Origin of the sequence: Weizmannia sp. FSL K6-3076 (assembly GCF_038007245.1) — a bacterium.
Lineage (GTDB): Bacteria > Bacillota > Bacilli > Bacillales > Bacillaceae_C > Weizmannia > Weizmannia faecalis.
Map to the genome: position 1 here is coordinate 2504741 of NZ_JBBOWU010000001.1, position 25507 is coordinate 2530247.

The 25507-nt window shown below is 44.6% G+C and carries 23 protein-coding genes; 8 read left to right on the forward strand and 15 right to left on the reverse strand.

Annotated elements, in window-relative coordinates; all coding sequences use genetic code 11:
• Positions 1–85 precede the first annotated feature (85 nt).
• The 4 genes from NSS95_RS12020 to queG form a co-directional block, all read right to left on the reverse strand.
• Positions 86–1981 (reverse strand): PrkA family serine protein kinase, encoded by a 1896-nt coding sequence (locus tag NSS95_RS12020; RefSeq protein ID WP_014097432.1) that lies wholly within the window; start codon positions 1979–1981, stop codon positions 86–88.
• A 654-nt stretch (positions 1982–2635) separates the two neighbouring features.
• Entirely contained in the window at positions 2636–3109 is a 474-nt protein-coding gene (gene trmL, locus NSS95_RS12025) for a tRNA (uridine(34)/cytosine(34)/5-carboxymethylaminomethyluridine(34)-2'-O)-methyltransferase TrmL (protein WP_026104609.1), read from the reverse strand.
• Between the two features lie 35 nt (positions 3110–3144).
• The gene (locus tag NSS95_RS12030; protein ID WP_017551341.1) at positions 3145–4026 is read right to left on the reverse strand and encodes an amidase domain-containing protein; all 882 of its coding nucleotides are present in this window, start codon (positions 4024–4026) and stop codon (positions 3145–3147) included.
• Between the two features lie 319 nt (positions 4027–4345).
• Positions 4346–5476 (reverse strand): tRNA epoxyqueuosine(34) reductase QueG, encoded by a 1131-nt coding sequence (gene queG, locus NSS95_RS12035; RefSeq protein ID WP_014097429.1) that lies wholly within the window; start codon positions 5474–5476, stop codon positions 4346–4348.
• 375 nt (positions 5477–5851) lie between these two features.
• Between queG and NSS95_RS12040 the strand changes: the two genes are divergently transcribed.
• Positions 5852–6475: a MarC family protein gene (locus tag NSS95_RS12040; RefSeq protein WP_014097428.1), complete on the forward strand. Its 624-nt coding sequence runs from the start codon at positions 5852–5854 to the stop codon at positions 6473–6475.
• Positions 6476–6689: 214 nt separating this feature from the next.
• On the opposite strand, the gene NSS95_RS12045 is transcribed toward NSS95_RS12040, so the two are convergent.
• Positions 6690–7619 carry a manganese-dependent inorganic pyrophosphatase gene (locus tag NSS95_RS12045; RefSeq protein WP_017551344.1) on the reverse strand — a complete coding sequence of 310 codons (930 nt, stop codon included), beginning with the start codon at positions 7617–7619 and terminating at the stop codon, positions 6690–6692.
• 172 nt (positions 7620–7791) lie between these two features.
• Between NSS95_RS12045 and NSS95_RS12050 the strand changes: the two genes are divergently transcribed.
• Positions 7792–8256, forward strand: coding sequence for a ferritin-like domain-containing protein (locus NSS95_RS12050; RefSeq protein WP_340713912.1), 465 nt, complete (start codon positions 7792–7794; stop codon positions 8254–8256).
• 8 nt (positions 8257–8264) lie between these two features.
• Here the strand turns inward: NSS95_RS12050 and NSS95_RS12055 are convergent, their stop codons facing one another.
• Positions 8265–9122, reverse strand: a complete 858-nt coding sequence (locus NSS95_RS12055; RefSeq protein WP_014097425.1) for a proline iminopeptidase-family hydrolase — start codon at positions 9120–9122, stop codon at positions 8265–8267.
• A 150-nt stretch (positions 9123–9272) separates the two neighbouring features.
• On the opposite strand from NSS95_RS12055, the gene NSS95_RS12060 reads away from it, so the two are divergent.
• The 3 genes from NSS95_RS12060 to NSS95_RS12070 are packed head-to-tail and all read left to right on the forward strand — an operon-like array spanning position 9273 to position 11499.
• Positions 9273–10070 carry an amino acid ABC transporter substrate-binding protein gene (locus tag NSS95_RS12060; RefSeq protein WP_014097424.1) on the forward strand — a complete coding sequence of 266 codons (798 nt, stop codon included), beginning with the start codon at positions 9273–9275 and terminating at the stop codon, positions 10068–10070.
• Positions 10057–10749: an amino acid ABC transporter permease gene (locus NSS95_RS12065; RefSeq protein WP_014097423.1), complete on the forward strand. Its 693-nt coding sequence runs from the start codon at positions 10057–10059 to the stop codon at positions 10747–10749. Before NSS95_RS12060 ends, NSS95_RS12065 begins: the two co-directional genes overlap by 14 nt.
• 12 nt (positions 10750–10761) lie before the next feature.
• Positions 10762–11499: an amino acid ABC transporter ATP-binding protein gene (locus NSS95_RS12070; protein WP_017551347.1), complete on the forward strand. Its 738-nt coding sequence runs from the start codon at positions 10762–10764 to the stop codon at positions 11497–11499.
• A 62-nt stretch (positions 11500–11561) separates the two neighbouring features.
• On the opposite strand, the gene NSS95_RS12075 is transcribed toward NSS95_RS12070, so the two are convergent.
• Positions 11562–12398: a formate/nitrite transporter family protein gene (locus NSS95_RS12075; RefSeq protein WP_026683951.1), complete on the reverse strand. Its 837-nt coding sequence runs from the start codon at positions 12396–12398 to the stop codon at positions 11562–11564.
• A gap of 359 nt (positions 12399–12757) precedes the next feature.
• The gene (locus NSS95_RS12080) at positions 12758–13918 is read right to left on the reverse strand and encodes an iron-containing alcohol dehydrogenase (protein ID WP_017551801.1); all 1161 of its coding nucleotides are present in this window, start codon (positions 13916–13918) and stop codon (positions 12758–12760) included.
• Between the two features lie 378 nt (positions 13919–14296).
• On the opposite strand from NSS95_RS12080, the gene pflB reads away from it, so the two are divergent.
• Positions 14297–16561: a formate C-acetyltransferase gene (gene pflB / locus NSS95_RS12085; RefSeq protein WP_017551800.1), complete on the forward strand. Its 2265-nt coding sequence runs from the start codon at positions 14297–14299 to the stop codon at positions 16559–16561.
• Positions 16562–16650: 89 nt separating this feature from the next.
• Positions 16651–17388, forward strand: a complete 738-nt coding sequence (pflA, locus tag NSS95_RS12090) for a pyruvate formate-lyase-activating protein (protein ID WP_017551799.1) — start codon at positions 16651–16653, stop codon at positions 17386–17388.
• A 260-nt stretch (positions 17389–17648) separates the two neighbouring features.
• Here the strand turns inward: pflA and NSS95_RS12095 are convergent, their stop codons facing one another.
• The 6 genes from NSS95_RS12095 to NSS95_RS12120 form a co-directional block, all read right to left on the reverse strand.
• Complete coding sequence (locus tag NSS95_RS12095) at positions 17649–18206, reverse strand: NADPH-dependent FMN reductase (protein WP_017551798.1); 558 nt, start codon at positions 18204–18206, stop codon at positions 17649–17651.
• Positions 18207–18224: 18 nt separating this feature from the next.
• Positions 18225–18758 carry a DUF6241 domain-containing protein gene (locus NSS95_RS12100; protein ID WP_017551797.1) on the reverse strand — a complete coding sequence of 178 codons (534 nt, stop codon included), beginning with the start codon at positions 18756–18758 and terminating at the stop codon, positions 18225–18227.
• A gap of 118 nt (positions 18759–18876) precedes the next feature.
• Complete coding sequence (locus tag NSS95_RS12105) at positions 18877–19857, reverse strand: ABC transporter permease subunit (RefSeq protein WP_035189491.1); 981 nt, start codon at positions 19855–19857, stop codon at positions 18877–18879.
• The gene (locus tag NSS95_RS12110; protein WP_340713913.1) at positions 19854–20765 is read right to left on the reverse strand and encodes an ABC transporter ATP-binding protein; all 912 of its coding nucleotides are present in this window, start codon (positions 20763–20765) and stop codon (positions 19854–19856) included. The genes NSS95_RS12105 and NSS95_RS12110 overlap by 4 nt, the downstream gene beginning before the upstream one ends.
• A complete protein-coding gene (locus NSS95_RS12115) occupies positions 20762–21565 on the reverse strand; it encodes an SGNH/GDSL hydrolase family protein (protein WP_035189487.1) in 804 nt (267 codons plus the stop codon). Before NSS95_RS12115 ends, NSS95_RS12110 begins: the two co-directional genes overlap by 4 nt.
• 420 nt (positions 21566–21985) lie before the next feature.
• Positions 21986–22216 carry a hypothetical protein gene (locus NSS95_RS12120; protein WP_014097412.1) on the reverse strand — a complete coding sequence of 77 codons (231 nt, stop codon included), beginning with the start codon at positions 22214–22216 and terminating at the stop codon, positions 21986–21988.
• Positions 22217–22852: 636 nt separating this feature from the next.
• Between NSS95_RS12120 and NSS95_RS12125 the strand changes: the two genes are divergently transcribed.
• On the forward strand, positions 22853–23833 hold the full coding sequence (locus tag NSS95_RS12125; protein WP_061086853.1) for a hypothetical protein: 981 nt from the start codon (positions 22853–22855) through the stop codon (positions 23831–23833).
• Positions 23834–24238: 405 nt separating this feature from the next.
• Here NSS95_RS12125 and NSS95_RS12130 read toward each other — a convergent pair whose 3' ends face one another.
• Positions 24239–25276 (reverse strand): hypothetical protein, encoded by a 1038-nt coding sequence (locus NSS95_RS12130; protein ID WP_014097410.1) that lies wholly within the window; start codon positions 25274–25276, stop codon positions 24239–24241.
• Positions 25277–25507 lie beyond the last annotated feature (231 nt).

Consider the following 25507-nt stretch of genomic DNA (forward strand, 5'->3'; position numbering starts at 1 on the left):
ATATTTGACATTTTTCTTTTAGAAACAGGCTAAAGCCGGATAAGGAAAAAACCGGGCTGATATCGCCCGGCTTCCGGCTGCCGGATTACCGGTTCAGCAAGCTCCCGACATAGCGCAGCAGTTCATTGGCCGATGTGGAATTATAGCCGTAATCATCAATTAAACGCGCCACCACTTCATTGATCTTCTTCAACTGCTGTTCATCCGGCGTTTTTGTGGATGTTGTAATCTTGACAACGTCTTTTAAATCCGCAAACAATTTTTTCTGGATGGCTTCACGGAGCCGGTCGTGTGAATTATAATCAAACCGTTTCCCTTTTCTCGCATAAGCCGAAATGCGGATGAGGATTTCTTCCCGGAACGCTTTCTTCGCATTTTCCGAAATGCCGATCTGTTCTTCGATCGACCGCATCAGTTTTTCATCCGGATTAATTTCTTCGCCTGTTAAAGGATCATGCAGCTTCACTTTGTTGCAGAATGCTTCTACATTGTCGAGATAATTGTCCATCAGCGTTTTCGCCGATTCTTCATACGAATATACAAATGCTTTCTGCACTTCTTTTTTGGCAATTTCATCGTATTCTTTCCGCGCTAAAGAAATGAAATTCAAATACTTCTCTTTCAATTCCGGGGTAATCGACGGATGCTGGTCAAGCCCTTCCTTCAATGACAGAAGCACATCGAGGGCATTGATGGATTTCATTTCTTTTTTGATGATTGTAGAGGAAATACGGTTGATGACATAGCGCGGATCAATCCCGAACATGCCTTCATCCTGGTATTCATTTTTCAGTTCCTTTACATCCTGTGAATTGTACCCCTCTACTGCCATCCCGTCATACAAGCGCATTTTCTTAAGCAAATCGATATCCGCCCGCTTCGGTTCGCGCAACCTTGTTAAAATGGTAAACATCGCCGCAACTTTCAGCGTATGCGGAGCGATATGAATATCCGCCACATCGCTTTCCCGGATCATTTTTTCATAAATTTTCTCTTCCTCGGTTACCCGCAAATTATACGGAACCGGCATGACAATAATCCGTGAGTGCAAAGCTTCGTTTTTCTTATTGGCAATAAAAGAGCGGTATTCGGTCTCATTCGTGTGCGCGATGATCAATTCATCAGCAGAAATCAGCGCAAACCGGCCTGCTTTAAAATTTCCTTCCTGCGTCAGCGACAACAGATGCCAGAGAAATTTCTCATCGCATTTGAGCATTTCCTGAAATTCCATAATGCCGCGGTTGGCCTTGTTCAGTTCGCCGTCGAAACGGTAAGCGCGCGGATCCGATTCGGAACCGTACTCGGCAATGGTCGAAAAATCAATGCTGCCGGTTAGATCCGCGATATCCTGCGATTTCGGATCCGACGGGCTGAACGTGCCGATCCCCGTCCGCTTGTCTTCGGAAAAAAAGATCCTTTCAACGAGCACGTCTTCAATCCTTCCGCCATACTCTTCCTCCAGCCGCAGCATATTCAAAGGAGACAAATTGCCTTCAATCCGGATACCGTATTCCTCGTAAAAATCCGCCCGCAAATGTTGCGGAATCAAGTGAAGCGGATCTTCATGCATTGGGCAGCCTTTGATGGCAAATACAGCGCCCTGTTCAGTCCGCGAATACGCTTCAAGGCCCCGTTTTAACATTGTCACAAGCGTCGATTTTCCGCCGCTTACAGGTCCCATCAACAATAAAATCCGTTTTCTGACATCCAGCCTTTTCGCAGCCGGGTGGAAATATTCTTCCACCAATTTTTCAAGCGCCTCTTCCAAACCGAATAATTGATGGCTGAAAAAACGGTATTTTTTTACTCCGTCCACTTCCTCCACACCGGCATCCTTAATCATATTGTAAACTCGGGAATGAGCGGATTGTGCAACCCATGGCTTTTCTTTTAGCAAGTCAAGATACTCCCTGAACGTTCCTTCCCATCTCAGTTTTTCCTCTTCTTCACGGTAGTTTGTGAGTTTCCTCAGAATATCCATTTCGTACCTCCCCTTAGTCTTGTTGAAGAGACGTTTATATAATCTATGCCCCCAAGCGAGGGAACATGATAAAAAGAGACAACCTTATTCGGGACGAACGGACAGCGATAAACGCGAAAAACGAATAGGAAAAATTTCGTTTAGGGAGATTCTGGTGGATAAGGTACGTTCAAAAATTGAAAATAGGTGCATCTTTCAGTGAAATGGGCTATAATGAGGGGCAAAGAAGGAAAAACAGGGAGGATATCGAAGTGAAAACGTTCCTTATTATATTGGTAGCGATTTCATTCTTGTCCGCCATTTTCACGGCTGGATACGAAGACAAAGGGGAAAACTTCCGCGAGCAAGAGCCGGAGTATTAAAATGCTGCTCAAAGATTTTTTTGCACCGGGGATCTTCCGTGGGCAAAAGGCCAGGTGATCCCGACCATTTCCGGCAATGGCGCTTCCACACACGAAAGGCCGGGGAAATTCAGCCTGGCAGTGTGGCAGGGATTTTGAGCGGGCAAGGCCTAGAAAAAATGCAGCTTAAAACATTCGGAAGGGATTTTTCACCGGGATCTTTCGTGAGCACGGGCCGGATGATCCCGACCATTTCCGGCATTGGCGCTTCCACACACGAAAGGGCCGGGCGATGAACCAGCCCGGCCCTTTGTCATTTTAATCCTGGATAATGCTGCTGCCGCAACGCTTCATATACAAGGATGGCGGCAGTATTGGAAAGGTTAAGCGACCGCACTTTGTCTGTCATCGGAATACGCAGGCAGCGGTCCTTATTTTTTTCAATCAAGTCATTCGGCAGCCCCGAGGTTTCCCGGCCGAACATGAAATATAAATTTTTGTCCGGATCGCTGAAATCAAAATCCGTAAACGGCTTTTCGCCAAACGTCTCAATGTAGTATACTTCGCCGTCCGCATTTTTTTCAAAAAATTCTTCCAGTGAATCATAATAGACGATATTCACATGCTTCCAATAATCCAGCCCGGCTCTTTTTAACATTTTATCATCCGTTGAAAAGCCGAGCGGGCGGATCAGATGGAGCGTTGTCCCGGTCCCCGCGCAAGTGCGTGCAATATTGCCTGTGTTGGCGGGAATTTCCGGCTGGTACAATACAACATGCAAGCTCAACATTTGTCACCTCGGGACTTATTATAACACGTTTCTCAACTATCATCTTCAATGGTAAAAAACTTGTACTTGATATTCGGCGTATAGGCGGAAGAGTCTTCATACGTCCAGTACCGTTTACGGCTATTGGTCGTATGGGCATTCACAAGCGGCATCCCGTAATAATCATAACCCGTGACAATGAGCGTATGGTCAAACCGGCCGTCCCCCTGGAAATCGATACAAATGACGTCACCGTACTTCAGCTCCTGCGGTGACGAAACTTCCTTTGCGCGCAAACCGGTTTTAGAATACTGCAGGTATGTCTTAAACGAATGTGCAACCGTCCAGCTGTAACTCCAGTTATTGTGCATCATCCACCAGCCCTGTGCCCTGTCCGGGTATCCGCGCATCGGTGCCCCGCCGGCGTGAAGGCATTGCGAGATATAGTTCGTGCAGTCATCCGTAAACGATTTGTAAGCCGGATTAAAACGGTTCCACCACTTTTCCGCATACTGGACAGCTTTCATGCGGTCATACACGTATGCGATCCGTTCGCCGCCAGCTGCTCCAGTTTTCTGCTCCTCATCATCCGGCAGAGGACCGCGCCATTCCGGAATGTCCGGCACAAGTTCCTCGTCTTCATAAAGCCTTCCATCGTAAAAAGATGCTTTTCTTTCCTCCACTGCTTCTTCAATGTAAAAAGCCGCTTTTTGTTTGATCATATACTGCATATGCACCGTATAATAAAGAAAGCTGTGGCTTCCCTCCTGGTCAGCCCGGGTTACTTTTGCTTCCGCTTTCACCTTTACAATCCGGGCATCCCGATTTGAAAGCCCCGTCTTTTTTCGTTCAATATCTTCAAATTCCCGCTCTGTTCCTCGCCCGGTAAAGTGAGCAAGCCTGTTTTCAAGATGTGCCTGGATTTGTTCTTTCAATCAGAAAACCCCCTCTCTTCATCACTATATGATGAAAAAATGGGGGAAATCAGTATCTGTATATTTTCGTGCTTTTTGAAAACGCAAAGATTCTTTTGTTTTGCTGAAAATTTGCGTTGGCGCTGCTTTTGGCACATAAAAAAGCGGCAGCCGTTATCAAGGAACGTGATACATTCCTAGAGCTTTCTTGACGCAGTACCGTTCCATGTGACGATTTTTTACCCGTATCCACGAAAGAAGCGGCATCAAAGTTTATCCTGAAATAGGCACCGGCTGATTTTCATTCTCCTGCTGATGCCGCGTGCACTGCGATGGACGTCTAATCGAAAAATGCAAGGCCTTTTTCGATTTCATTGCGGGCATCCGGATCTTCTTCCTGTTCGCGTGCGGAAAGAAGTGCAGCTTTTGCTTCTTCCCCGCCGATTTTCCCAAGCGCCCAGCCTGCCGTCCCGCGAATAACCGGGCGCGGATCTTCCTGCAAAATTCGGATCAGCTCCGGTACTGCGCTTTCTTCCTTAAAATGGGCGAGCGCGATAATCGCGTTTCGCTGGATCGGCTTTTTCCCGCGCCACGATCCTGCCATATGGCCGAACCGTTCTTTAAACGCGCGGTTGCTGAGGCGGAGAATCGGTTCCAGAAGTGGCTTGGCCGCTTCCGGTTCCGGCTCCATTTCCTCATGAAAATGAAAATCAATCCCTTTGTTTTTCGGACAGATTGTCTGGCACGAATCACAACCGTACACGCGATTGCCGATTTTCCCTTTAAACTCGTCCGGCAAGTAATCTTTTGTCTGCGTTAAAAAGCTGATGCACCGTTTGGCATTCAGCTGCCCGGCAGAAACAAGCGCGCCGGTCGGACAGACATCTAGGCATTTCCGGCAGTCACCGCACTGGTCCTCAACAGGTGTATCCGGTTCAAACGGAATATTGGTAATCATCTCGCCTAAGTACACATAGGAACCAAATTCCGGTGTGATGATCGAACAATTTTTTCCGCTCCAGCCAATGCCGGCCCTCTCGGCTACCGCCCGGTCGGAGAGTTCCCCTGTATCGACCATCGATTTGCAGCGGGCCCCTTCCACTTTTTCTTTAAGAAAATCTTCCAGTTTCGAAAGCTTGTCCCTTAAGATGGTGTGATAGTCCTCGCCCCAAGAAGCCCGGCAAAAGATCCCGCGGCGTGCGCCTTTTTTCCCTTTCGGCGGATTCTTGATTTTGGACGGGTAGGCGAGCGCAACGGCAATAATCGACTGGGGCGAATCAAAAATTAAAGAAGGATTCACCCTTTTTTCAATATCTTTTTCCTCAAAGCCGGACTGGTAGCCGAGTTCCTGTTGACGGATCAGGCGCTGCTTCAACTCCGTAAACGGGTCTGGAGAAGCAAACCCGATTTTGTCGATTCCGATCGTTTTGCTGAAGGCAATGACTTCTTTTTTCAATTCGGCCGTATCCATGATTCACCTCCCCCAAAAACAAACAATTTATATAAAATGAACTTAAGTTTTTGCATTCAGTCCGACCACCAATTTGCATGACGAGGACTTTTTGTACGGCAACAAGCGGCAATATGCGTATTGCTGCCATTAAAAACGCGCCATCATCAACTATAAAAATGATTGTCACAATAAAAACGCAGGGATTCTCCCCCGCTCTCCGGGTGAAACACTGCGTTGCTTCTTACATACATCAAAAAGATATGAACATTATATTAAAGACATCCGCTTCTGTAAAGAAACGCGGGGATCCGTCCATCAAAAAACTGTTACCCCTGTTACATTTTCCACCAACAGGGTAATGCAATAAAAAATAAACAAAAAGGGGTGTAGAAATTGTTCGGCGAAATTATAAAACTTTCGCTCGGTTTTTTTGCGGTGATGAATCCGATCGGGAATATTCCAATCTTCATTTCATTAACTGGTGGATATTCCTTAAAGGACAAACGGAAAACCGCCCGCAAAGCGGTCATTGTTTCTTTTATCATACTAACGGTTTTTCTTTTTCTTGGAAAATTATTGTTCGAGGTCTTCGGGATTACGATTCATGCGTTTCGCGTTGCAGGGGGGATCTTAATCTTCGGGATTGCCTACAGCCTGCTGCACGCTAAAAATGCAAGATCGCAAAGCCCGCATCCGAATGAGCGGAAAGAAGTTGAAGCCCGGGATGACATCTCTATTACACCGCTTGCCCTCCCGATCCTGGCCGGGCCCGGGACGATCGCAACCGTCATGGCGCAGACGTCTTCCCATTCCCTGCCAAACCTGGCAAGTGTTTTAATCGGCTATACCATTGTGCTCGCTTTAACCTTTGTATTGTTTTATTATTCATCTTCGATTATCTCTAAGCTCGGGCAAAGCGGCCTTAACATTATAACAAGGCTGATGGGGCTGATTCTTGCCGTCATGGCGGTTCAAATGATCGCAAGCGGCATCCACGGGCTGTTCCCGAAGCTGTAAAACAATCCGCTTCCATATACGGAACATATGGATATCTGCGTCCCGTTCTGGTCCCCCGGTTGAAAAAACGGTGCCGGTTGCGGAAACAGCGGGGTTCCGCAAGCCAAAATTTGAAAAGGCAGCACAATACCCAAGGATCATACGGGTATCTGAAAGCCCTGTTCCGGTTTCTTGGAATGAAAAAAGCCGGTGCCATGTGTCGGCACCGGTTTTTTCAGCTATGAAAGGATTCGGTTAAAACCGGAACAATTTGTTTTTTCCGTGATACAACGCCTTTTAAAGTGGCCGTGTTGTTTTCCAGCTTGACATTATAGGCTTTTTCCACAATATCCGCCGATTTGCCGAGTGCAAGTGCGACGGAATCGTTTGTTAAAATATCCGTTACAACAAACAGGAACAAATCAAGCCCTCTGTCTGTAATCTGCGCTTGGATCGCCTGTTCAATTTCCGCCTGTTTCACGAGCACGTCATTTGTATCAACGGCATTTACCTGGGCAATCACCACTTTATGGCCAGCCATATCAAATTCTTTGGAGTCAAGTGTAATCAGCTGTTCCACCGTTTTGTCACTTAAATCCGCGCCGGCTTTCAGCATTTCAAGGCCGTATGTATCTGCATCCACACCGGCAATTTCAGCCAGTTCTTTCGCTGCCTTCACATCTTCTTCCGTGCAAGTCGGGGATTTAAACAAAAGCGAGTCGGAGATGATCGCAGAAAGCATCAGGCCAGCTATTTCTTTACTGATTTCAACCCCATTCTCTTTGTAAAGTTTATTTAAAATCGTTGCTGTACAGCCGACCGGTTCCGCACGGTAATAGAGCGGGTCGCTCGTTTCAAAATTGGCGATGCGATGGTGGTCAATGACTTCAAGGACCCGCACGCTGTCAATGTCGTCCGCGCTTTGCTGGCGTTCATTATGGTCCACAAGAATGACATTTTCCACTTCGTTTGCAACCGTTTGAACGAGGCGCGGCGCTTCCATGTGGAATGTTTCCAATGCGAATTTCGTTTCATTGCTCAATTCTCCTAACCGGACCGCCTCCGCGTCAACGCCCAATTTTGTTTTTAACGCTGCATAGGCAATCGCTGAACAAATCGCATCCGTATCCGGGTTTTTATGGCCGAAAACAAGTACTTTTTCCATTTCTTTGCTCCTTTTCTAAAAAAATATGAAGGAAATCTGGCATAGACATTCCTATTATAAAACATTTCGGGAAAATTTTTAAACATTGTCCGCTGGATGGATCAGAAAAAATCGGAACGATCCGCTTTTGCCCATCATACGATATACCGGTTGAAAGTGAGGAGGGAATCCAATGTTTGTCCATCCGTTTGATGATCATGCCGGTTTGAGAAACACACAGCCTGACGCCGGGAACCAGCAGGCAGTATGGCTCGCCAATCTAATCCAGGCAATAAACGGCGAATATAGTGTCATCGCCTGCTACGAGCAAATCGCAAGGAGAGCCCCGTCTGCTGAAGCCCGTAACATCATTATGGAAATCCGTGATGATGAGATTCGCCATTTCCAGACATTTTCGCAGTTTTACACGAACCTCACAGGCAGAAGGCCGCAGCCGCAAATCAGCGAAGCCTGCCCTTCCACTTACAAAGGAGGGCTTGAATTTGCCGTGAAAGACGAACAAAACACGGTCGATTTTTACAGAGAATTGGCGCGTTCCGCAAATAGCCCTGCCATGAAGCAGGCGTTTCTTGAAGCGGCAAGAGACGAACAGCATCACGCCGTCTGGTTTCTTTATCTGCTCATCAATATCCGCTGACCGTGCGCTCAAACACCTGCCAAAAATTCCCGGATCACCCGCACAAATTCATGGGGCTCTTCAAGGTACGGCTGGTGTGAGCTGTTTTCAAACATATGGAATTTTGCCCCCGGTATGAGCCGGCTATAGGCCCTCGTTGTTTCCGGCCTGGCTTCATCGTAACGCCCGCAGGTAAATAAGGCAGGCAGCCTGATCTCATGCAGGCGGCCTGTTACGTCAAATGTTTTCAAATTGCCGGACGGGTAAAATTCTGACGGCCCCCACATCGTCAAGTATACTTCTTCATTCGGACGGGCAAATTCCGATTGCAAGACGGCCGGCTTTTCTTCAAGACGGTTGACAAATTTTTTATAGAAAACTTTCATTGCCTCTTTGTATTCCGGAGAGGATGTCCGCCCCTCGCGTTCTGAACGCGCCAAAATTTCCTGGACATCGGGCGGCAGCTGTTTCCGGTGTTCATCCTGATCCTCTTTCCACTGTGGAGCGCTCAGGCATGGCCCGGAAAATATAACGCTTTTTACCCCTGCCGGCTGCTTCAGCAAATAGTTTGCCGCAAGCATTGTTCCCCACGAATGGCCGAGGATGTGGACTTTATCCAATGCAAGTGCCTCACGAAGCCGGGCAAGCTCCTCTGTGAATCTGTCAATTGTCCAGAGTAAGGGGTCATCCGGGTGGTCTGATCTTCCGGAACCGAGCTGGTCGTAAAAGACAACCGGCCGTTCATCCCCGAGTGCTTCAAGGGCAAAAAACGGCATATGTGTCCCACCAGGCCCGCCGTGCAATACGATAAGCGGCGTTTTGCTTCCGGTGCCCGTTATTTTGTAAAAGACATTCCCTCCCGTGACTTTCACATATCCTTCTGCCATATTGGGTTAACCACCTTTCGCTTTCCCTCATCCATATTTTACTATACAAAGCCTTTTTTCTGGATATTTTTTACCCCTTTGTTTACAATACAAAATGCTGGTTAAAGCATAGCTGTAGACTGTAAAGATAATAAAAAGGGAGTTGACAACATGAGAAAATACATCAAATGGCTGGCCGTGTTTTGCTTGCTGCTTGCGTTAACGGCATGCGGAAAAAATACGGACAACCAGAACGCTTCAAAATCCAATGACTTATACGGCCAGATCAAATCAAAAGGCGTCCTTTTGATCGGGACAGAAGGAACATATCCGCCATTTTCTTTCCATAAAAACGGAAAATTAACAGGCTACGATATTGATGTTGCAAAAGAAGTTGCAAAACGGCTCGGATTAAAAGCCGAATTTAAAGAAACCCAGTGGGATGCCATGTTTGCCGGGCTCAATTCCAAACGGTTTGATATGATCGCAAACCAAGTCGGGATCCGCGCAGACCGCCAGAAAAAATATGATTTTTCCACACCATATACGATTTCAAAAGCCGTTGTCCTTGTACGCAAAGACAATACGAACATCAAGTCCTTTGCTGATTTAAAAGGCAAAAAATCAGCCCAATCGCTTACAAGCAACTTTGCCACTATTGCCAAGAAAAATGGTGCCAATATTGTAAGTGTGGAAGGCTTTAACCAAGCGATCCAGCTTTTGACTTCAAATCGTGTGGATGCAACGGTCAATGATTCCCTAACTTATCTGGATTACAAAAAGCAAAAACCGAATGCTGCCATTAAAGTTGCCGCCACCGCAAACGATGCCAGCAAATCCGCTCTTTTGTTCCGGAAACATTCAGGAAAATTGACAGACAAAGTAAATGATGCTTTAAAAGATATGAAAAAAGACGGCACACTAACAAAAATTTCAAAGAAATGGTTTGGTGAAGATGTTTCCCAATAACCTTGCGTTTATCAGCAGCAACCAGCTGCATTTGGTGCAAAGTTCCCTTCTGTCGATGCTGAAGGGAGCTTTGCATTATACGATTCCATTAACGATTATTACTTTCTGTATCGGTCTTGTGCTGGCACTCGCCACGGCGCTGGCACGGATTTCCGGCATTAAAATACTGGAATGGATTGCCCGAATCTATGTCTCAGCAATCCGCGGAACCCCGTTGCTTGTGCAATTATTTATCATTTTTTACGGGCTGCCGTCTGTGCACATTACCATTGGTTCTTTTCCAGCCGCCATTATCGGCTTTTCGCTCAATGTCGGCGCGTATGCATCAGAAATTATCAGGGCAGCGATTTTGTCGATTCCAAAGGGACAATGGGAAGCAGCCTATTCGATCGGGATGAACTATTCACAGGCTTTGAGAAGAATTGTACTCCCACAGGCCGTCCGCGTATCGGTACCGCCACTTTCTAATACGTTTATCAGTCTCGTGAAGGATACGTCTCTTGCTTCCTTGATTTTGGTGGCCGATCTGTTCCGTAAAGCCCAGGAAATTGCCTCCACCACTTATCAATTTATGCTGCTGTATGTCGAAGCGGCCTTTTTGTACTGGGTGATTTGTTTGATTCTCTCAATAATCCAGCAAAAATTGGAAGGCCGTTTTGATAAATACATCAGCAAGTAAGGAGGGACCTGTATGATTCGAATAGAAGGGTTACATAAACAATTCGGCAACCTTGAAGTGCTAAAAGGAATTGACTTAACCATTGAAAAAGGGAAAGTGATCGTCATCATCGGCCCATCCGGTTCTGGTAAAACCACGCTGCTTCGCTGCATGAATGCTCTTGAAGTTCCAAATCAAGGCAGAGTACAGATCGGTGATGTATCCGTTGACTTTTCCCAACATCCCGGTAAAAAAGAACGCGCGGCTTTGCGGCAAAAATCCGGCATGGTTTTCCAACAGTACAATCTTTTCCCGCATAAAACGGTTCTCGAAAATGTGATTGAGGGGCCCATCATTGTAAAAAGGAAAAACCGCCAGGATGCAGTAAAAAAAGCTGAAATACTGCTGGAAAAGGTAGGCCTGCTTGATAAAAAAGATGCGTATCCGGCAAGCCTTTCCGGCGGTCAGCAGCAGCGCGCCGGGATTGCGCGGGCGCTTGCGATGGAGCCGGAAGTAATGCTGTTTGACGAACCGACATCCGCACTGGACCCGGAACTTGTGAGCGGCGTGCTGAATGTGATGAAGGAGCTTGCTGAAGAAGGGATGACAATGGCCGTTGTCACACACGAAATGCGGTTTGCCCGCGAAGTTGCAGACAAGGTGATTTTCATGGATGGCGGTGTCATCCTGGAGCAAGGCAAACCGGAAGAAGTATTCCATCATCCAAAAAACGCACGGACCAAGCAATTCCTGCAGCTGATTCAAAGCTAATGAAACGGATCAGGTTTTTCGATATAAAACGAGCTGCCCTCTATCAGGCAGCTCGTTTTATATTACTTGATTTTTTCAGCCGAAAAAGGGGATACGGTGTGTGTGTCAACAACAGCAACCGGCACTTTTTCTTTTTTCTTTGATGTTAAGAAGGCGTACATGGCACCGACAAAGACGCCGCCGCCAATCATATTGCCGAGCGTTACCACACCAAGGTTGTGCAAAATGCCCACGAGTGTAATGGTATCCGGGTGTGGTGCGGCAAGTGCCAGCGAGAACAGCACCATATTGGCAATGCTGTGTTCGTAGCCTGAAATGACGAAGCCAAACACGAGCAGCATCATCGAAGCGATTTTAGCCCCGTCTCCCTTTACGTTTATCGGAACCCAGAACCCTAAACAAACAAGCCAGTTACAAAGAATCGAACGGAAAAACATTTGGGCCGTCGTCAGGCTAATTTTCCCACCAACAACCGACATTAAAAACTGGCTGTTATCCGAATCCGCATAGAGTCCGCTGTAATGGATAAACAGCGCGAAAATCGCCGCACCGATCAAATTTCCGGCATACGTTGCCACCCAGTTTGTGAGCGCATCTTTCCAAGTTGTCGCTTTTTTTACCGTGCTCATTGTCATCATCATCGTATTGCCGGTAAAAAGCTCGCCGCCGCCAAACATAATAAGCACAAGCGCTGCGCCAAAAAATATTGAAGCCATAAAGGAAGTAACCGGAGACTTCGCATCAAAAAACGGCTCAGCAAGACGGTAACATATTATAATGGCAAAACCGATGAACATACTTGCCAACGCTGCTTTTGTCACATAACGAAGCAAGGATTCTTCCAGATATTTTTTCTTATTTAATGCCATTTGAACAACAGATTCAACGGCCTCGTACATAAACACCATCTCCAACATGAAAAATGTTTAATTGTGAATCATATCACAAACAACTGCCTTTCTATCATATCCCCTTTTTCCCTGTTTGTGTTTGTATATATTTTGAACGTTTATGAAACGATTACACGAGAAAAGGTAAACCAGCAAGGATATGAAAATTCCGAGAAAGCGAGATTGGAATAATACATTTGAGGTATGGGAAGATAAATAGTAAGATGAAGTGTAAATCTTTAGTATAAAAAAATAAATTTACAGATCCCCACGTTGGGGTGAATAAATCTCAGGATTAGGAAAATAAATTACGGATTTGGGTGAATAAAAAGGAGGAGATGCTGTTCACACCTCCTCCGTCTTCTTCCTTACATCGCTGCTTTTATAATCGCTTCCACTTCTTTTTGTGTTGGTTTGCGCGGGTTTGTGGCTGCGCACGCGTCCTGCATCGCATGCTGGGCGAGGATTTCGATATCTTCTTCTTTAGCCCCGAGTTCTTTAAAGCCTTTCGGAATGTTCAGCTGTGCTGCCAACCTTTCTATTGCTGTAATGGCTTTTTCCGCCGCTTCGTCGACGCTCAGGCCATCCGTCTTCTCACCCAGTGCAACGGCAATTTCTGCAAATCTTTCTTTCCGCGCAATCAGATTGAAACGGCACACATGCGGGAGCAAAATCGCATTGCAAACGCCGTGCGGCAAGTTATAGAAACCGCCGAACTGGTGCGCAATCGCGTGGACATAGCCCAAAGATGCATTATTAAACGCCATGCCTGCCAAATACTGCGCATATACCATTTGTTCACGCGCTTCCATATCATTGCCGTTTGCAACAGCCTTTGGCAAATATTGCGGAATAATTTGGATCGCTTTAATGGCGCATGCATCTGTTACCGGTGTGGCCGCAGTTGAAACATACGCTTCCACTGCATGGGTCAAAGCGTCAAGCCCCGTTGCCGCAGTTAAAGACGGCGGCATCCCGACCATTAATAATGGATCATTAATGGACAAAACCGGTGTCACATGTTTATCTACAATCGCCATTTTCACTTTCCGACTCGTATCGGTAATAATCGTAAATTTTGTCATTTCGCTGGCAGTCCCGGCTGTTGTATTAATTGCAACGAGCGGCACCATTGGTTTTTCAGAACGGTCCAGCCCTTCATAATCATGGATTTTGCCCCCATTGGCCGCAACGAGCCCGATCCCTTTTGCACAGTCATGCGCGCTCCCGCCGCCAAGTGAAACGATTGAATCGCAATTTTCTTCATGATAGGTTTTTAACCCGTCTTCCACATTTTTGTCTGTCGGATTTGGTTCAGCCTTCGGATAGATCGCCACTTCCAGGCCGGCTTCTTTTATATAGGCTGCAATTTTTTCGGAATACCCCAGTTGGTGGAGCCCTTCATCGGTTACAATCAGCGGTCTGCGACACCCAAGATTTTTCAGCCTGTTTCCAATTTCTTCTGCCGTCCCCTGTCCAAACAAGTTTACGGAAGGCATTTGAAAATCAGTACGTAATCCTGTTAACATCTTTCCCCACTCCTTTTATGTAACTGCTTACATGAAAAATATAACGCAAACGCTTTCATCTGGCTGTGCCAATTTTGTGAAATATTGAGCATGTTACCAAATCACAAACTCTCCCCAAGAAAAATAATCATGTGAAAAACTGATCAATTTGTGTTATAACACGCTTTCATCGCATTTTTCTATTATATATCTACGGCCAAATGTTTTGAACATTCTTTGACAACTGCTTTTTTTGGCCCCAAAATGTGAACGCTATCACTATCTTTTTAAAATCGACCATGCTAAAATGAAAGCGTAATAAGAAATGTTCACTATTTAACAAACAAACATCCAATTCTGAAGGCAGCTCATTAATAGGCTTAAAGGAGGCCATTTAAAATGACTGAACAATTACTGACAAAAGCAACGCTCTCCAAAAAACAATGGGAAGGCTTCAAAGGAGGAAACTGGCAAAAAGAAATCGATGTAAGGGACTTTATTCTGAAAAATGTAACCCCTTACGAAGGCGATGAAAGCTTTCTTGCCGGCCCGACTGAAGCCACTTTAAAATTATGGGATCAGGTCATGGAACTGTCGAAACAGGAACGCGAAAAAGGCGGCGTCCTGGATATGGATACGAAAATTGTATCTACCATTACATCGCATGGCCCGGGCTATTTAAACAAAGAACTTGAAAAAATTGTCGGTTTCCAAACCGATAAACCGTTCAAACGTTCGATGATGCCGTTTGGCGGAATCCGGATGGCAGAAAGTGCCTTAAAATCTTACGGCTATGAAATTGATCCGGAAATCAAACATATTTTTACAGAATGGCGGAAAACCCATAACCAAGGTGTATTCGATGCCTACACACCGGAAATCAAAGCTGCACGGCATGCCGGCATTGTAACAGGCCTTCCGGATGCTTACGGCCGCGGCCGCATTATCGGCGACTACCGGCGCGTTGCCCTTTACGGTGTAGATTATTTAATTGAGCAAAAGAAAAAAGATCTCGATTTAATCGGCTGCGGCTTGATGACAGAAGAAGTCATCCGTGAACGTGAAGAACATTCGGAACAAATTCGTGCATTGCAAGAATTGAAACAAATGGCACAAAGCTACGGATTCGATATTTCCGAACCGGCTTCAAACGCACACGAAGCTTTCCAATGGCTGTATTTCGCGTATCTGGCTGCCATTAAAGAACAAAATGGCGCGGCCATGAGTCTTGGGCGCACATCCACTTTCCTTGACATTTATATTGAAAGAGATTTGAAAAACGGCGTCCTGACTGAACGGGAAGCACAAGAACTCGTCGACCACTTTGTCATGAAACTCCGCCTCGTCAAATTTGCACGGACGGAAGACTATAATGAACTGTTCAGCGGCGACCCGACATGGGTAACAGAATCGATCGGCGGCATGGCTTTGGACGGCCGTACACTCGTTACGAAAAACTCGTTCCGCTTCCTGAACACGCTTGATAATCTCGGCCCTGCGCCGGAACCGAACCTGACCGTGCTCTGGTCGACGAAACTGCCGGATAAATGGAAACAATATTGCGCGAAAATGTCGATCAAGACAAGCGCCATCCAATATGAAAACGATGACTTAATGCGTGAAGAATACGGCGATGATTATGGCATTGCCTGCTGTGTATCGGCGATGCGGATCGGCAAACAAATGCAATTCTTCGGCGCCCGCGCCAACCTGGCAAAAGCTTTGCTGTATGCGATTAACGGCGGCGTTGATGAACGGTATAAAATGCAAGTCGCACCTCCGTTCCAGCCGATCACATCGGAATATCTCGATTACGATGAAGTCATGGAAAAATACGATCGGATGCTAGACTGGCTTGCAGGCGTTTATATCAATGCTTTGAACATCATTCATTATATGCATGACAAATACAGCTACGAACGGCTTGAAATGGCATTGCATGACCGCAATGTACTGCGCACGATGGCTTGCGGCGTTGCCGGCTTGTCTGTTGCGGCCGACTCTCTAAGCGCCATCAAATATGCGAAAGTAAAAGTCATCCGTGACGAAGATGGCCTTGCCGTTGACTATGAAGTCGAAGGCGATTATCCGAAATACGGCAACAACGATGACCGCGTCGACCAAATTGCCGTCAATCTCGTCAAGTCGTTTATGCAAAAACTGCAAAAATATCCGACTTACCGGAACGCTGTCCATACTTCTTCGATCCTGACAATTACATCGAACGTTGTATACGGCAAGAAAACAGGAAGCACACCGGACGGCCGGAAAGCAGGCGAACCGTTCGCCCCTGGCGCAAACCCGATGCACGGCCGCGATTCGCACGGCGCAGTCGCATCGTTGACATCTGTTGCGAAACTGCCTTATAAATATTCGCTTGACGGCATTTCCAACACTTTCTCGATTGTCCCGGAAGCGCTCGGACACGAAGAAGAAACACAGGTCTCCAACCTGGACGGCATGCTGGACGGCTATATGGCGAAAAAAGCGCACCACTTAAACGTCAACGTCCTGCATCGCGAAACATTGCTGGATGCGATGGATCATCCGGAAAAATATCCGCAATTGACGATCCGTGTATCGGGATATGCGGTAAACTTCATTAAATTGACAAGGGAACAACAACTTGAAGTCATTAACCGCACGTTCCATGAAATGATGTAAACTGATTCGGGCGGCATGCACCTGCGTGCCCCCTCCCCCCTATTAAACACTTAACTTATGGGGAATCTATATAGAAGGATTTGATTGAGATGAACATGACAACGCGCATTCATTCCACTGAATCGTTTGGCACAGTCGACGGGCCCGGCATCCGCTATGTCGTATTTACGCAAGGCTGCCCGCTGCGCTGCAAATTCTGCCACAACCCAGATACATGGAAAATCAATGAAGGCAATGAAATGAGCGTCGAAGAGATTATGAGCGATGTGCGCGATTACCTGCCTTTTATTGAAGCTTCCGGCGGTGGCATTACAGTGAGCGGCGGTGAACCGCTTTTGCACCTCGATTTTCTGATCGAATTGTTTAAAGCGTGCAAAGAAATTGGCGTCCATACTGCCATTGACACAGCGGGCGGATGTTTCTCGCGCAGTTCCCGGTTTATGGAAAAACTGGATGAATTGATGAAATATACAAATCTTGTATTATTGGACATCAAGCATATTGACCCGGAAAAGCATAAATGGCTGACCGGCATGTCAAATGAGCATATTCTCGATTTCGCCCGGTATCTCGCTGACAAGCATATTCCGGTCTGGATCCGCCATGTGCTCGTTCCCGGCGTCGATTCAGAAGAAGATTTGCAAAAAACATCTGATTTTATCCATTCGCTGCCAAACGTCGAAAAAATCGAAATCCTTCCGTACCATAAGTTAGGCGTCTACAAATACGAGGCGCTCGGCATCGACTATCCCCTCAAAGGTGTCGAACCGCCGACAAAAGAACAAGTTGCACATGCGGAACAGATTTTAAAAAGGGAATTGCAGTAAAGAAAAAGCGCCGGCTGTCCGCCGGCACTTTTTTATTCCGCCTAAAAGAACGATACAATGTTAAGAAAGCGGAAAAACTTAGAGCTCCTCTCCCCTGAAAAATTGCCCCGGGGTTTTTTATCCTTTTGCTGGTAACGCGTCATACGGCAAGATAAACGGCAAAATGGTCGCCTTCCTTCGCCTAGAGCACGTCTACCTAAGCTTCGCTGATGATCCACTATCGCCCATGCGCAACGGCCACGGCACTAGGCAAAAGTACATCATCCCAAATTTCCAGGATTGCCTCCGGAGAAAGCTTTTCTCAATTGCAACAGTTCATGCGCAAGCTTTCGGATGCGTGCCTGGATATCGGCATTGATGATTTCATTGTCCTCATTAAAATCATCATTGTGGATAAAAACATTGCGGACCGCACAGGTGGCCTTTAAAAAGGTTAACACCGGTTTCAGCTGGTATTCAGCAACAAGAAAATGTTTGTCCGAGCCGCCGTTCATCACAATGCCGCATACTTTGGACTGAAAAGCATCGCGGTGCAAATGGTCGAGCAAATTTTTCAAAGCGCCTGTAATGGACGCCTGGTAAATTGGCGAGCCAAAAACAAGGATATCCGCTTCAAGCATTTTATTAACGGCCGCAATCGTATCATCATTGTAATAAGAAAGTGGAAACCCTCTTGCAAACTCCACTTCATAATCTTTTAAATCGAGCAGTTCAGTTTCCGCTTCCGGATCTTCCGCTTTAATTGCCATAAGCACCTCATATACACCAATGGAGGTCTTCTCACCGGTAAGCGAGCCGGATATACCTAAAATTTTCACCGTTTCCACTTCCTGATGTCATTTGAAATTTTCCTTAATATATGCCGCTTCTTCAGAAGGCGTCAGCCGCCGCTCCGCTTTTCCGATGTTGCCTTTCTGGTAGGCCCAAATCTCATTATGGGCCTTCACCGCATTGCTGAAATCGCCTTTTTTCCACGGTTTTAATATACCGAGCAGCATATCCTGCAGTTCTGTATCCGCAAAAGTTTGATTGCTAATTGCCGAATACAGGGCGTCCACCTTTTCTTTTGTGATTTCGGAAGCTCCCCATTTTTCATTTGCCGCCACTTTTTGATGCGTCATATTATGTACTTCCTGCACCAATGCTTCTTCGCTCATGCTTTTGTATGCCGAAAGTTTGCGCTCAGGCGTCTTCTGGCAGAAGCTTTCCTGTATAACCGCTTTTGCAGCCGTCTCTTCCTCTGCAGCCGGTTTTTTCGAAGGTGCTGCCTCCGTTGCAATCGCTTCTCCTTTGTTAAAGTAAAAATAAGTGACACCTGCAATAAACATAAACACAGCAATCCCCATCCCAACGACAAACCGTTGAAACACAGCATCTCCCCCTTTGCTTATCATACGAAATTCGTGCTGCCCCGTAAAAAATCCTGCTTTATCATTGTATTAATGCAGCGAAAAAATTTTACCGGAAATTGGCGGAATTCCGTTTTTCTTAATAAACATCCCGTTTTGTAAACACAACAAAAGAAACCACGAGCGAGAGAAAAAGCCACACAAGCAGCACAGCAACCGAAAATCCGAGCGTCATGCCTGCAACAGGCGGGCTTGTACCATTGAGATAATTTGTCAGCTGCAAATTCACCATAAACAAATATTTTGCGCTTGGCCATGCCGATACCATATTGGTCAAAATGGCGCCGGCAATCAATGAGGACAGCATAATCCCCATTACGGCGGCCGTGCTGCGCAACAAGACAGAAAGCATAAATGTGAGGCTGCCTGAAACGACGCCGACAAACCAGGCAAGGCCAAACGCCATGAGCAAATATTTCCATTGCGAAACAGCATGCACATGTGATGTAAGGAGCTCGTCCCCTTTTATCGTAAAACCGGTAAGTATGGGCATGTTCCAGCCGTGGTAGCCGAATACCAGTCCGGAAATACCATAGGTGAATACGGCAGTGCACAGCAAAATAAACGAAACGGACAGCAGCATGGCAATGTACTTGCTAAGCAGGATGCGCCATCTTTTCACAGGGCGCGTCAGCAATAATTTGATTGTCCCGCTGCCCGCCTCAGCAGACACGATATCGCTTGCCGCCACCATGACGAACAGCGGCAAAAGCATGCCGATCGCATTTTCAATAAATACCCGCATAAACGTCGGGGCACCCGGCGCGTTCGGATTGATGTTGTGGTTGAGATAATATTGTTCCTGACTCAATGTGATACGCAAATATTTTTTAAAATCATCAGAAAGGCTTGCCGATCCGAGCCGGTTTTGCGTATCGACAATTTGTTTCTGGAGCTTAACCCGCCAGTCGGTTGTCCCGATTTTTTCCTGCAGCGCTTTCGATTCTTTGTACTGCGCGTAGGTAAAAATGGGAACAAGGCAGGCGATAATCAAGATAATGACAAGAATCCGCTTTTTCTTCCAAAGCTTCAGCTGTTCATTGTATATGAGTTGGATCATTTTTTCCTGCCCCCTGTCAGTTCCAAAAACAAATCTTCAAGCGCCGGCAGCACGGCCTTCATTTCTTTCACCCGGACCCCGTTTTGAACGAGCATTTCGTTCCATAAAGCATTTTTTTCTTCATCATAAGGGGTCACGAGGAGGCCATCTTCTCCTTCTGCCACCTGTGTCTCCGCCTGAAGCAAGGTGCGTGCTTTCTCTATTGGCGCAACTTTCCAAAAGGTACGCGCTTTTTCGGAAAGCAGCTCATGTACATTCCCGGTCCGAATCACCTGGCCGTTATGGATAATGGCCACTTTGTCGCACATCAGCTGCACTTCGCTTAACAAATGCGAAGAAACAAGGACGCTTAAATGCGCTTTTTCGGCAAGCGACCGGATAAATTCGCGCATTTCCCGGATGCCTGCCGGGTCAAGCCCGTTTGTCGGTTCATCAAGAATCAAAAGCTTCGGGTTCCCAAGGAGTGCCTGGGCAATGCCAAGCCTTTGCCGCATGCCGAGAGAGTATGTTTTTACTTTATCATGGATCCGGCCAGTTAAGCCAACGAGCGCCGCCACCTCATCCAGCCTGTTTCTCGGAATGGACGGATCCATCCGTGCAAAATAGGCAAGATTTTCATACCCGGTCAAAAACGGGTACATCTCCGGATTTTCGACAATGCAACCGAGATTTTTCATGGCTTCCGTAAACTCGGTCCGTACGTTTTTTCCGCCGATCAAAATTTTTCCCAAAGTCGGGCGGATCAGACCTGTCAGCATCCGAATCGTTGTTGTCTTCCCTGCCCCGTTCGGCCCGAGAAATCCGAATACCTCTCCCGGCATCACTTCAAAACTGATGCCTTTGATGATTTCTTTCCTGCCAATTTTTTTATGGACATCGATAACCTTAAGTGCGGGAATCGTCGTCATTTCGCTTTCTCCTCCCGATAATGGATCAGGGAAGCAACACGCTCTCCGATCAGTTGATAACCGGCCGTATTCGGATGGAATTTGTCACTGTATAAATAGTCGTTTACATTTTGTTCAAAAAGGTCAAACGTCGGCACATAGATGATTTTTGGAAAGTCAGACGCGACAGAAGCAGAATCAAAGTTCCATTTTCTGACGATCGCAGATGTCGTTTTCGCCTCGGACAAGTCAATAAAAGGATTATACAGCCCGACATGATAGACGATTGCCGTTTTGTTCACCGCCCGGATCCCTGCGTAGATCTGTTTTAAATTGGCCAAATAAGGCTTTTCCAGCTTTTCGATATAGGCGGTATTCAAATGGTCAAGCGCCTCCCCGCCCGCAAACAAATCATTGCCGCCGATGGTCAGCAAAATGATATCCGCGCTCTTGAGTTCGCGTTTGATTTGCGGCTGTTTGATCTGCTCAAGCAGCCCGCTTGATGTAAGCCCTTTGATGCCATTGTTTTGGAGCAGAACAGCCTTCTTCGTTTTTTTCTTTAAACGATCCGCAACATAACCCGCATATCCCTTTCCTGCTGTATCTCCCGTTCCCCTTGTCAGCGAGTCGCCGATTGCTGTAATCGTGATTTGTTTCGTACCACCCGCTTTTGACGTGTTATTGCCGGTTCTGGCAGTTTCCGTCTTTACGCCTGTTGCTTTCGTCTGCTGGTCTTCAAACACCATCCACAGGCCGGCCAGAAACAACAAGGCTGACACGGCAGAAACAATAGAGATGGCGGAAATTAAATGCTTTTTCATTTCGCTATTCCTTTCTTTCCTGTTTATAACTTAAAGGATAGCAAAGGAAGCCGACTTTTTAAAATCGCGTGCTTTAAATAAATGCACAGGGTCCATTCTAAAAAAAGCGTTGTCCGGTTTCCAGGTAACACGCTGCAGAAATGTTTGATTGCTGCGAGCTCTCTCCCAAAATACAGCGCTGATGGGTTTTACGGAGACGAAACAGTGCAAGTTGCCAAGTACTGTAAAGGAAAGCGGATATAGAATTATGAACCGGCGACAGCGGGATTGGCTGGTGTTGCCCAACAGTGTTTAAAAAGGGATCAAAAAGCGTGGAAAAAGTTTTCAAAAAACCATAATAAGATTAAAGAATTTTGTAAGAATAATGAATATCCAACAAAATAAAAAAACTGCTGGTATATCGTGGATTCTGGGAGTTTTTTACAAGTAAATCGCAAATAAAGCCGCCAAAACAGCCATAACAAAGTAATCATTACTATCCATTTTCGTACCGTTTTTAACAAAAACACTTAAAGCCCAATGCAATATTGTTCCATCAGCCGTCTTAGAAACGAATTTTTTGCCGATATTGTAATACAGCACTTTGAATAAGGCAAATGCAATTGAAAGAAACAAATAAAGCAAGATAAACTTACCAAAAAACAAAAGCATTGCCGTCACTCCTATATTTAGTATTCTTCAATCAATAACTTAATTTTACCAAAAACGTCTATAAGAGAAAAAGGGACATTTGTAATGGCTTTCAATAATTTTTGCGCAAATTTTACACAAAGGTAAACAAAAATCTTGATAAATTGTTGGTTTAGAAGATACATTCGACACCCGACCACCGGTACGCGCTCTTTTCGCGTCAAAATCAATTATGATCAGGGACATTGCTTTTGGCGACACATGAAAAAGTAATGTTTAGTCCAACTTATATAAAAAGATGATGTTTTCTTTGACAAAAAAGCTTATCAAATTAGTGATGAAATTTTCATTCAATGTAGATAATATACATAGGATCTAGTATAATATAGATAGTCCGTTAATTAGTAGACAGCTTAAAGGAATAAGTAGGTAAATTGGAATATCATGTATAAAATTGGAACTCAAAAAAGAATTTTATGTACCTTAAACAACTGGCAGGAGGAGAAATCGTCCCTGAAGATCAAGACAGCAATAATAGAACAAAGTCCCTTAAAAATAACTGAAAATTCTCCAACATCAACCCAACACTGTAATTATTTTATAGAAAGAATATGGAATGAAAAGCGATTTTCAAATTTATGCAAAGGAGGTAGACCGGTGCTAAATACGCATAATGACATAAAGCAAACATATTATGCAGAAATCAAAGAAAAGAAGATTAGTTCTTATGGAGCTTATGCAAAAAAGGGAAAGGGAGTCAAACACGAGATAGGAAAAATTTATTTTGCCAGTGACTTATTAAGAGGGAAAGAAAAAAAGTTATATAAAAAATCAGGAAAGGTAAAGGTGTACAATATGTTTACAAGTTTAATGACCTACGAAGATTTAAAATCGCATCCGAAAGAACGACAAACGGAAATTTTAACGAAATGGAGGGAGACCTATTCAGAGAATGAAATAATAGAAGCATTAGGTATTGAAGAAGAGGTGTACTATCAATTGTTGACTGATTTAGGACTTGAAATGAAGAAGAAACGGACAATTCCGCACTCAAAACCGGACGCTGATCCAAACCAAGTGATTCCATTTAATGATTTAAAAAAGCTTCCAAAAAAAGATCAATGGCTGCTTATATCCGAATATACAGAAAAATGGAACGCCCAATCAATTGCAAAAATTTGGGGGAAACGAGATTCTTCCGTTCATAATTATAAACACAATCTGAAAAAATTAGCCCTCAAAAACGGGTGGATAGATGAATATAAGAAAGATAAAGCACAGGAGAATATAAAAGATTTTACGCCGGCTGCTGTGGAATCCGGACAAGAACCAGCTGGAAATGCAGGGGATGAACGTGTTGACCAACTGATGAGTGAGTTTAAGGAAATGAAAATGTTGATTAATAACTTATTATCTTCAAATAACCAAGTTGCCGTTGAAGAAACAGAAAAGATAGCTGAACGTGACGCAACAGAAAATGAAGAAAATAATGAAAAACCGGAGTCCTTTACGATGAATTATGAAAATGAAACAGAAGGATTTATTATCTTTCAAGACTTAAAACGGTTCATCGCAGTTTTGGAAAAAAATCCGGATCGATTTAAAGTTGAAGTGAAGTTAACTCGAATTGAAGAATAATTTTTCCTGAAGAATTTGGGCTAATTAGAAAATCAAACGAATAGCCGGGATGTAGAATACTGGCGCTACAAAAATTACCATTGAATATAAAAATGGATAAAAAAATGCTATGTTAAGTGATTTTTACTGCAAACGTCAGTTCCTTTTTTATCTATTAAATTTTTTTAAAACAACTAGGTAGCACCCAAGAAGCTCATTTTTTAAAAGCCACACGCTAAAGTCAATTTTGCATGTGGCTATTTCTTTATTTAGTGTGAAATCTTTCAAAGAGAACTCTTTGGGTGCTAATATTGTTAAGTGCTTTGCAATCTTAAGAAATTTTCAGTGGCAATTAATGAGTGCTCCTCTAAAATCACTATTTCTTTGATTATATAGAAAGGCAGCCCATCCCTTGTCTCAATTCATTTAGTTATTCACACATTTTTTAATTTTTTTCACTTCATCTATACTGAGTTTTACCATTTTTGCAACTTTTTCAACTGAAAATCCTTCCCTTAATAACTCGGCTGCCAAATTCCTTTTTTCTTCCATTTTCCCTTTTTCAATCCCTATTTCAATTCCTTCTTCCTTCCCCTTTTCAATCCCTTTTTCAATCCCTTTTTCTATCCCTATTTCAATTCCTTCTTCTTTCACAGTTTTCAGATACTCTGCAAATGTAGGAGCTTCTTTAAGCTCTTCAGAATACAGCATATGGTTTGCCTCCTTTTCAATGTGAATAAATAACTCTTTCGTTAATTGTTTTGTTAACTCACCAGGAAGATACAGAAGATAGTCAATAAAGTAACAAAGCGCTTCCGCATAATTAGAACTAAGATTTTGGTTGGATAAGATGAATTCTTTTAACAATTTTTTCTTAACTTCATATCGTTTCTGATAGTTCTTTTCCGTTAGATGAAGGTAAATACCCGCCAATACTGCAATGGCAAAAGGGTTCGTAGACTTTTTCAAAGAAGGAATGTCCGCTTCATTAAACTTATAAGTGTTAAAGCGATACGTAAGTTCAGTGCCGTAAAAGGAGTATTGGAACGGCTCTGAGTTATTTGATTTAGACAAATCGGTCAAAATCGCAATGGAATAAATGTTTTCTTGGAAGCGATCAAACAAGCGATAAAAATAAGTAAACATTCGTTTGGAAAAGTCCGGATCTTGTTTTTCTTGAATTTCAATGTGAATGAATACATATTTTTCTTCGCCGTTTTTCAAGGAAACCTTTACAATTTTGTCTGCAATTCTTTTCCCTTTTTTATGCTTGATGATGACTTTGTGCAGTTCCTGTTCGAGAAAAACAATTCCTTTTCCAAAATCAATGGTCTCATACAAATCAGGTGCAAAGAATAAAATAAATTCCTCAAACAGTTCACTTATAATTTTCTTCCAAAGCCCGTCGTAATCAGTTCCGGGTAAATAGTTTACCTTTTTCTCCAGAATAAGTACTTCTCCCATTATTTTACCCCATCCTTTGCTAAAATTGAATTATTAATCATATTATACACGATGAGAACGTTTGTTTCCACAAAATTTTTCGACCACTATATTGTGCTCCACCAGGTTTTATCCATAGGCCGAATGAAGAACACCGGAAGCGATTAAACGCACACTACCCAAAGTGGTATGGCAATTTAGGCAGTGGAAGCTTTTTTCAAGGAACGGAGCTGAACAACTTCGAAAGGGCCA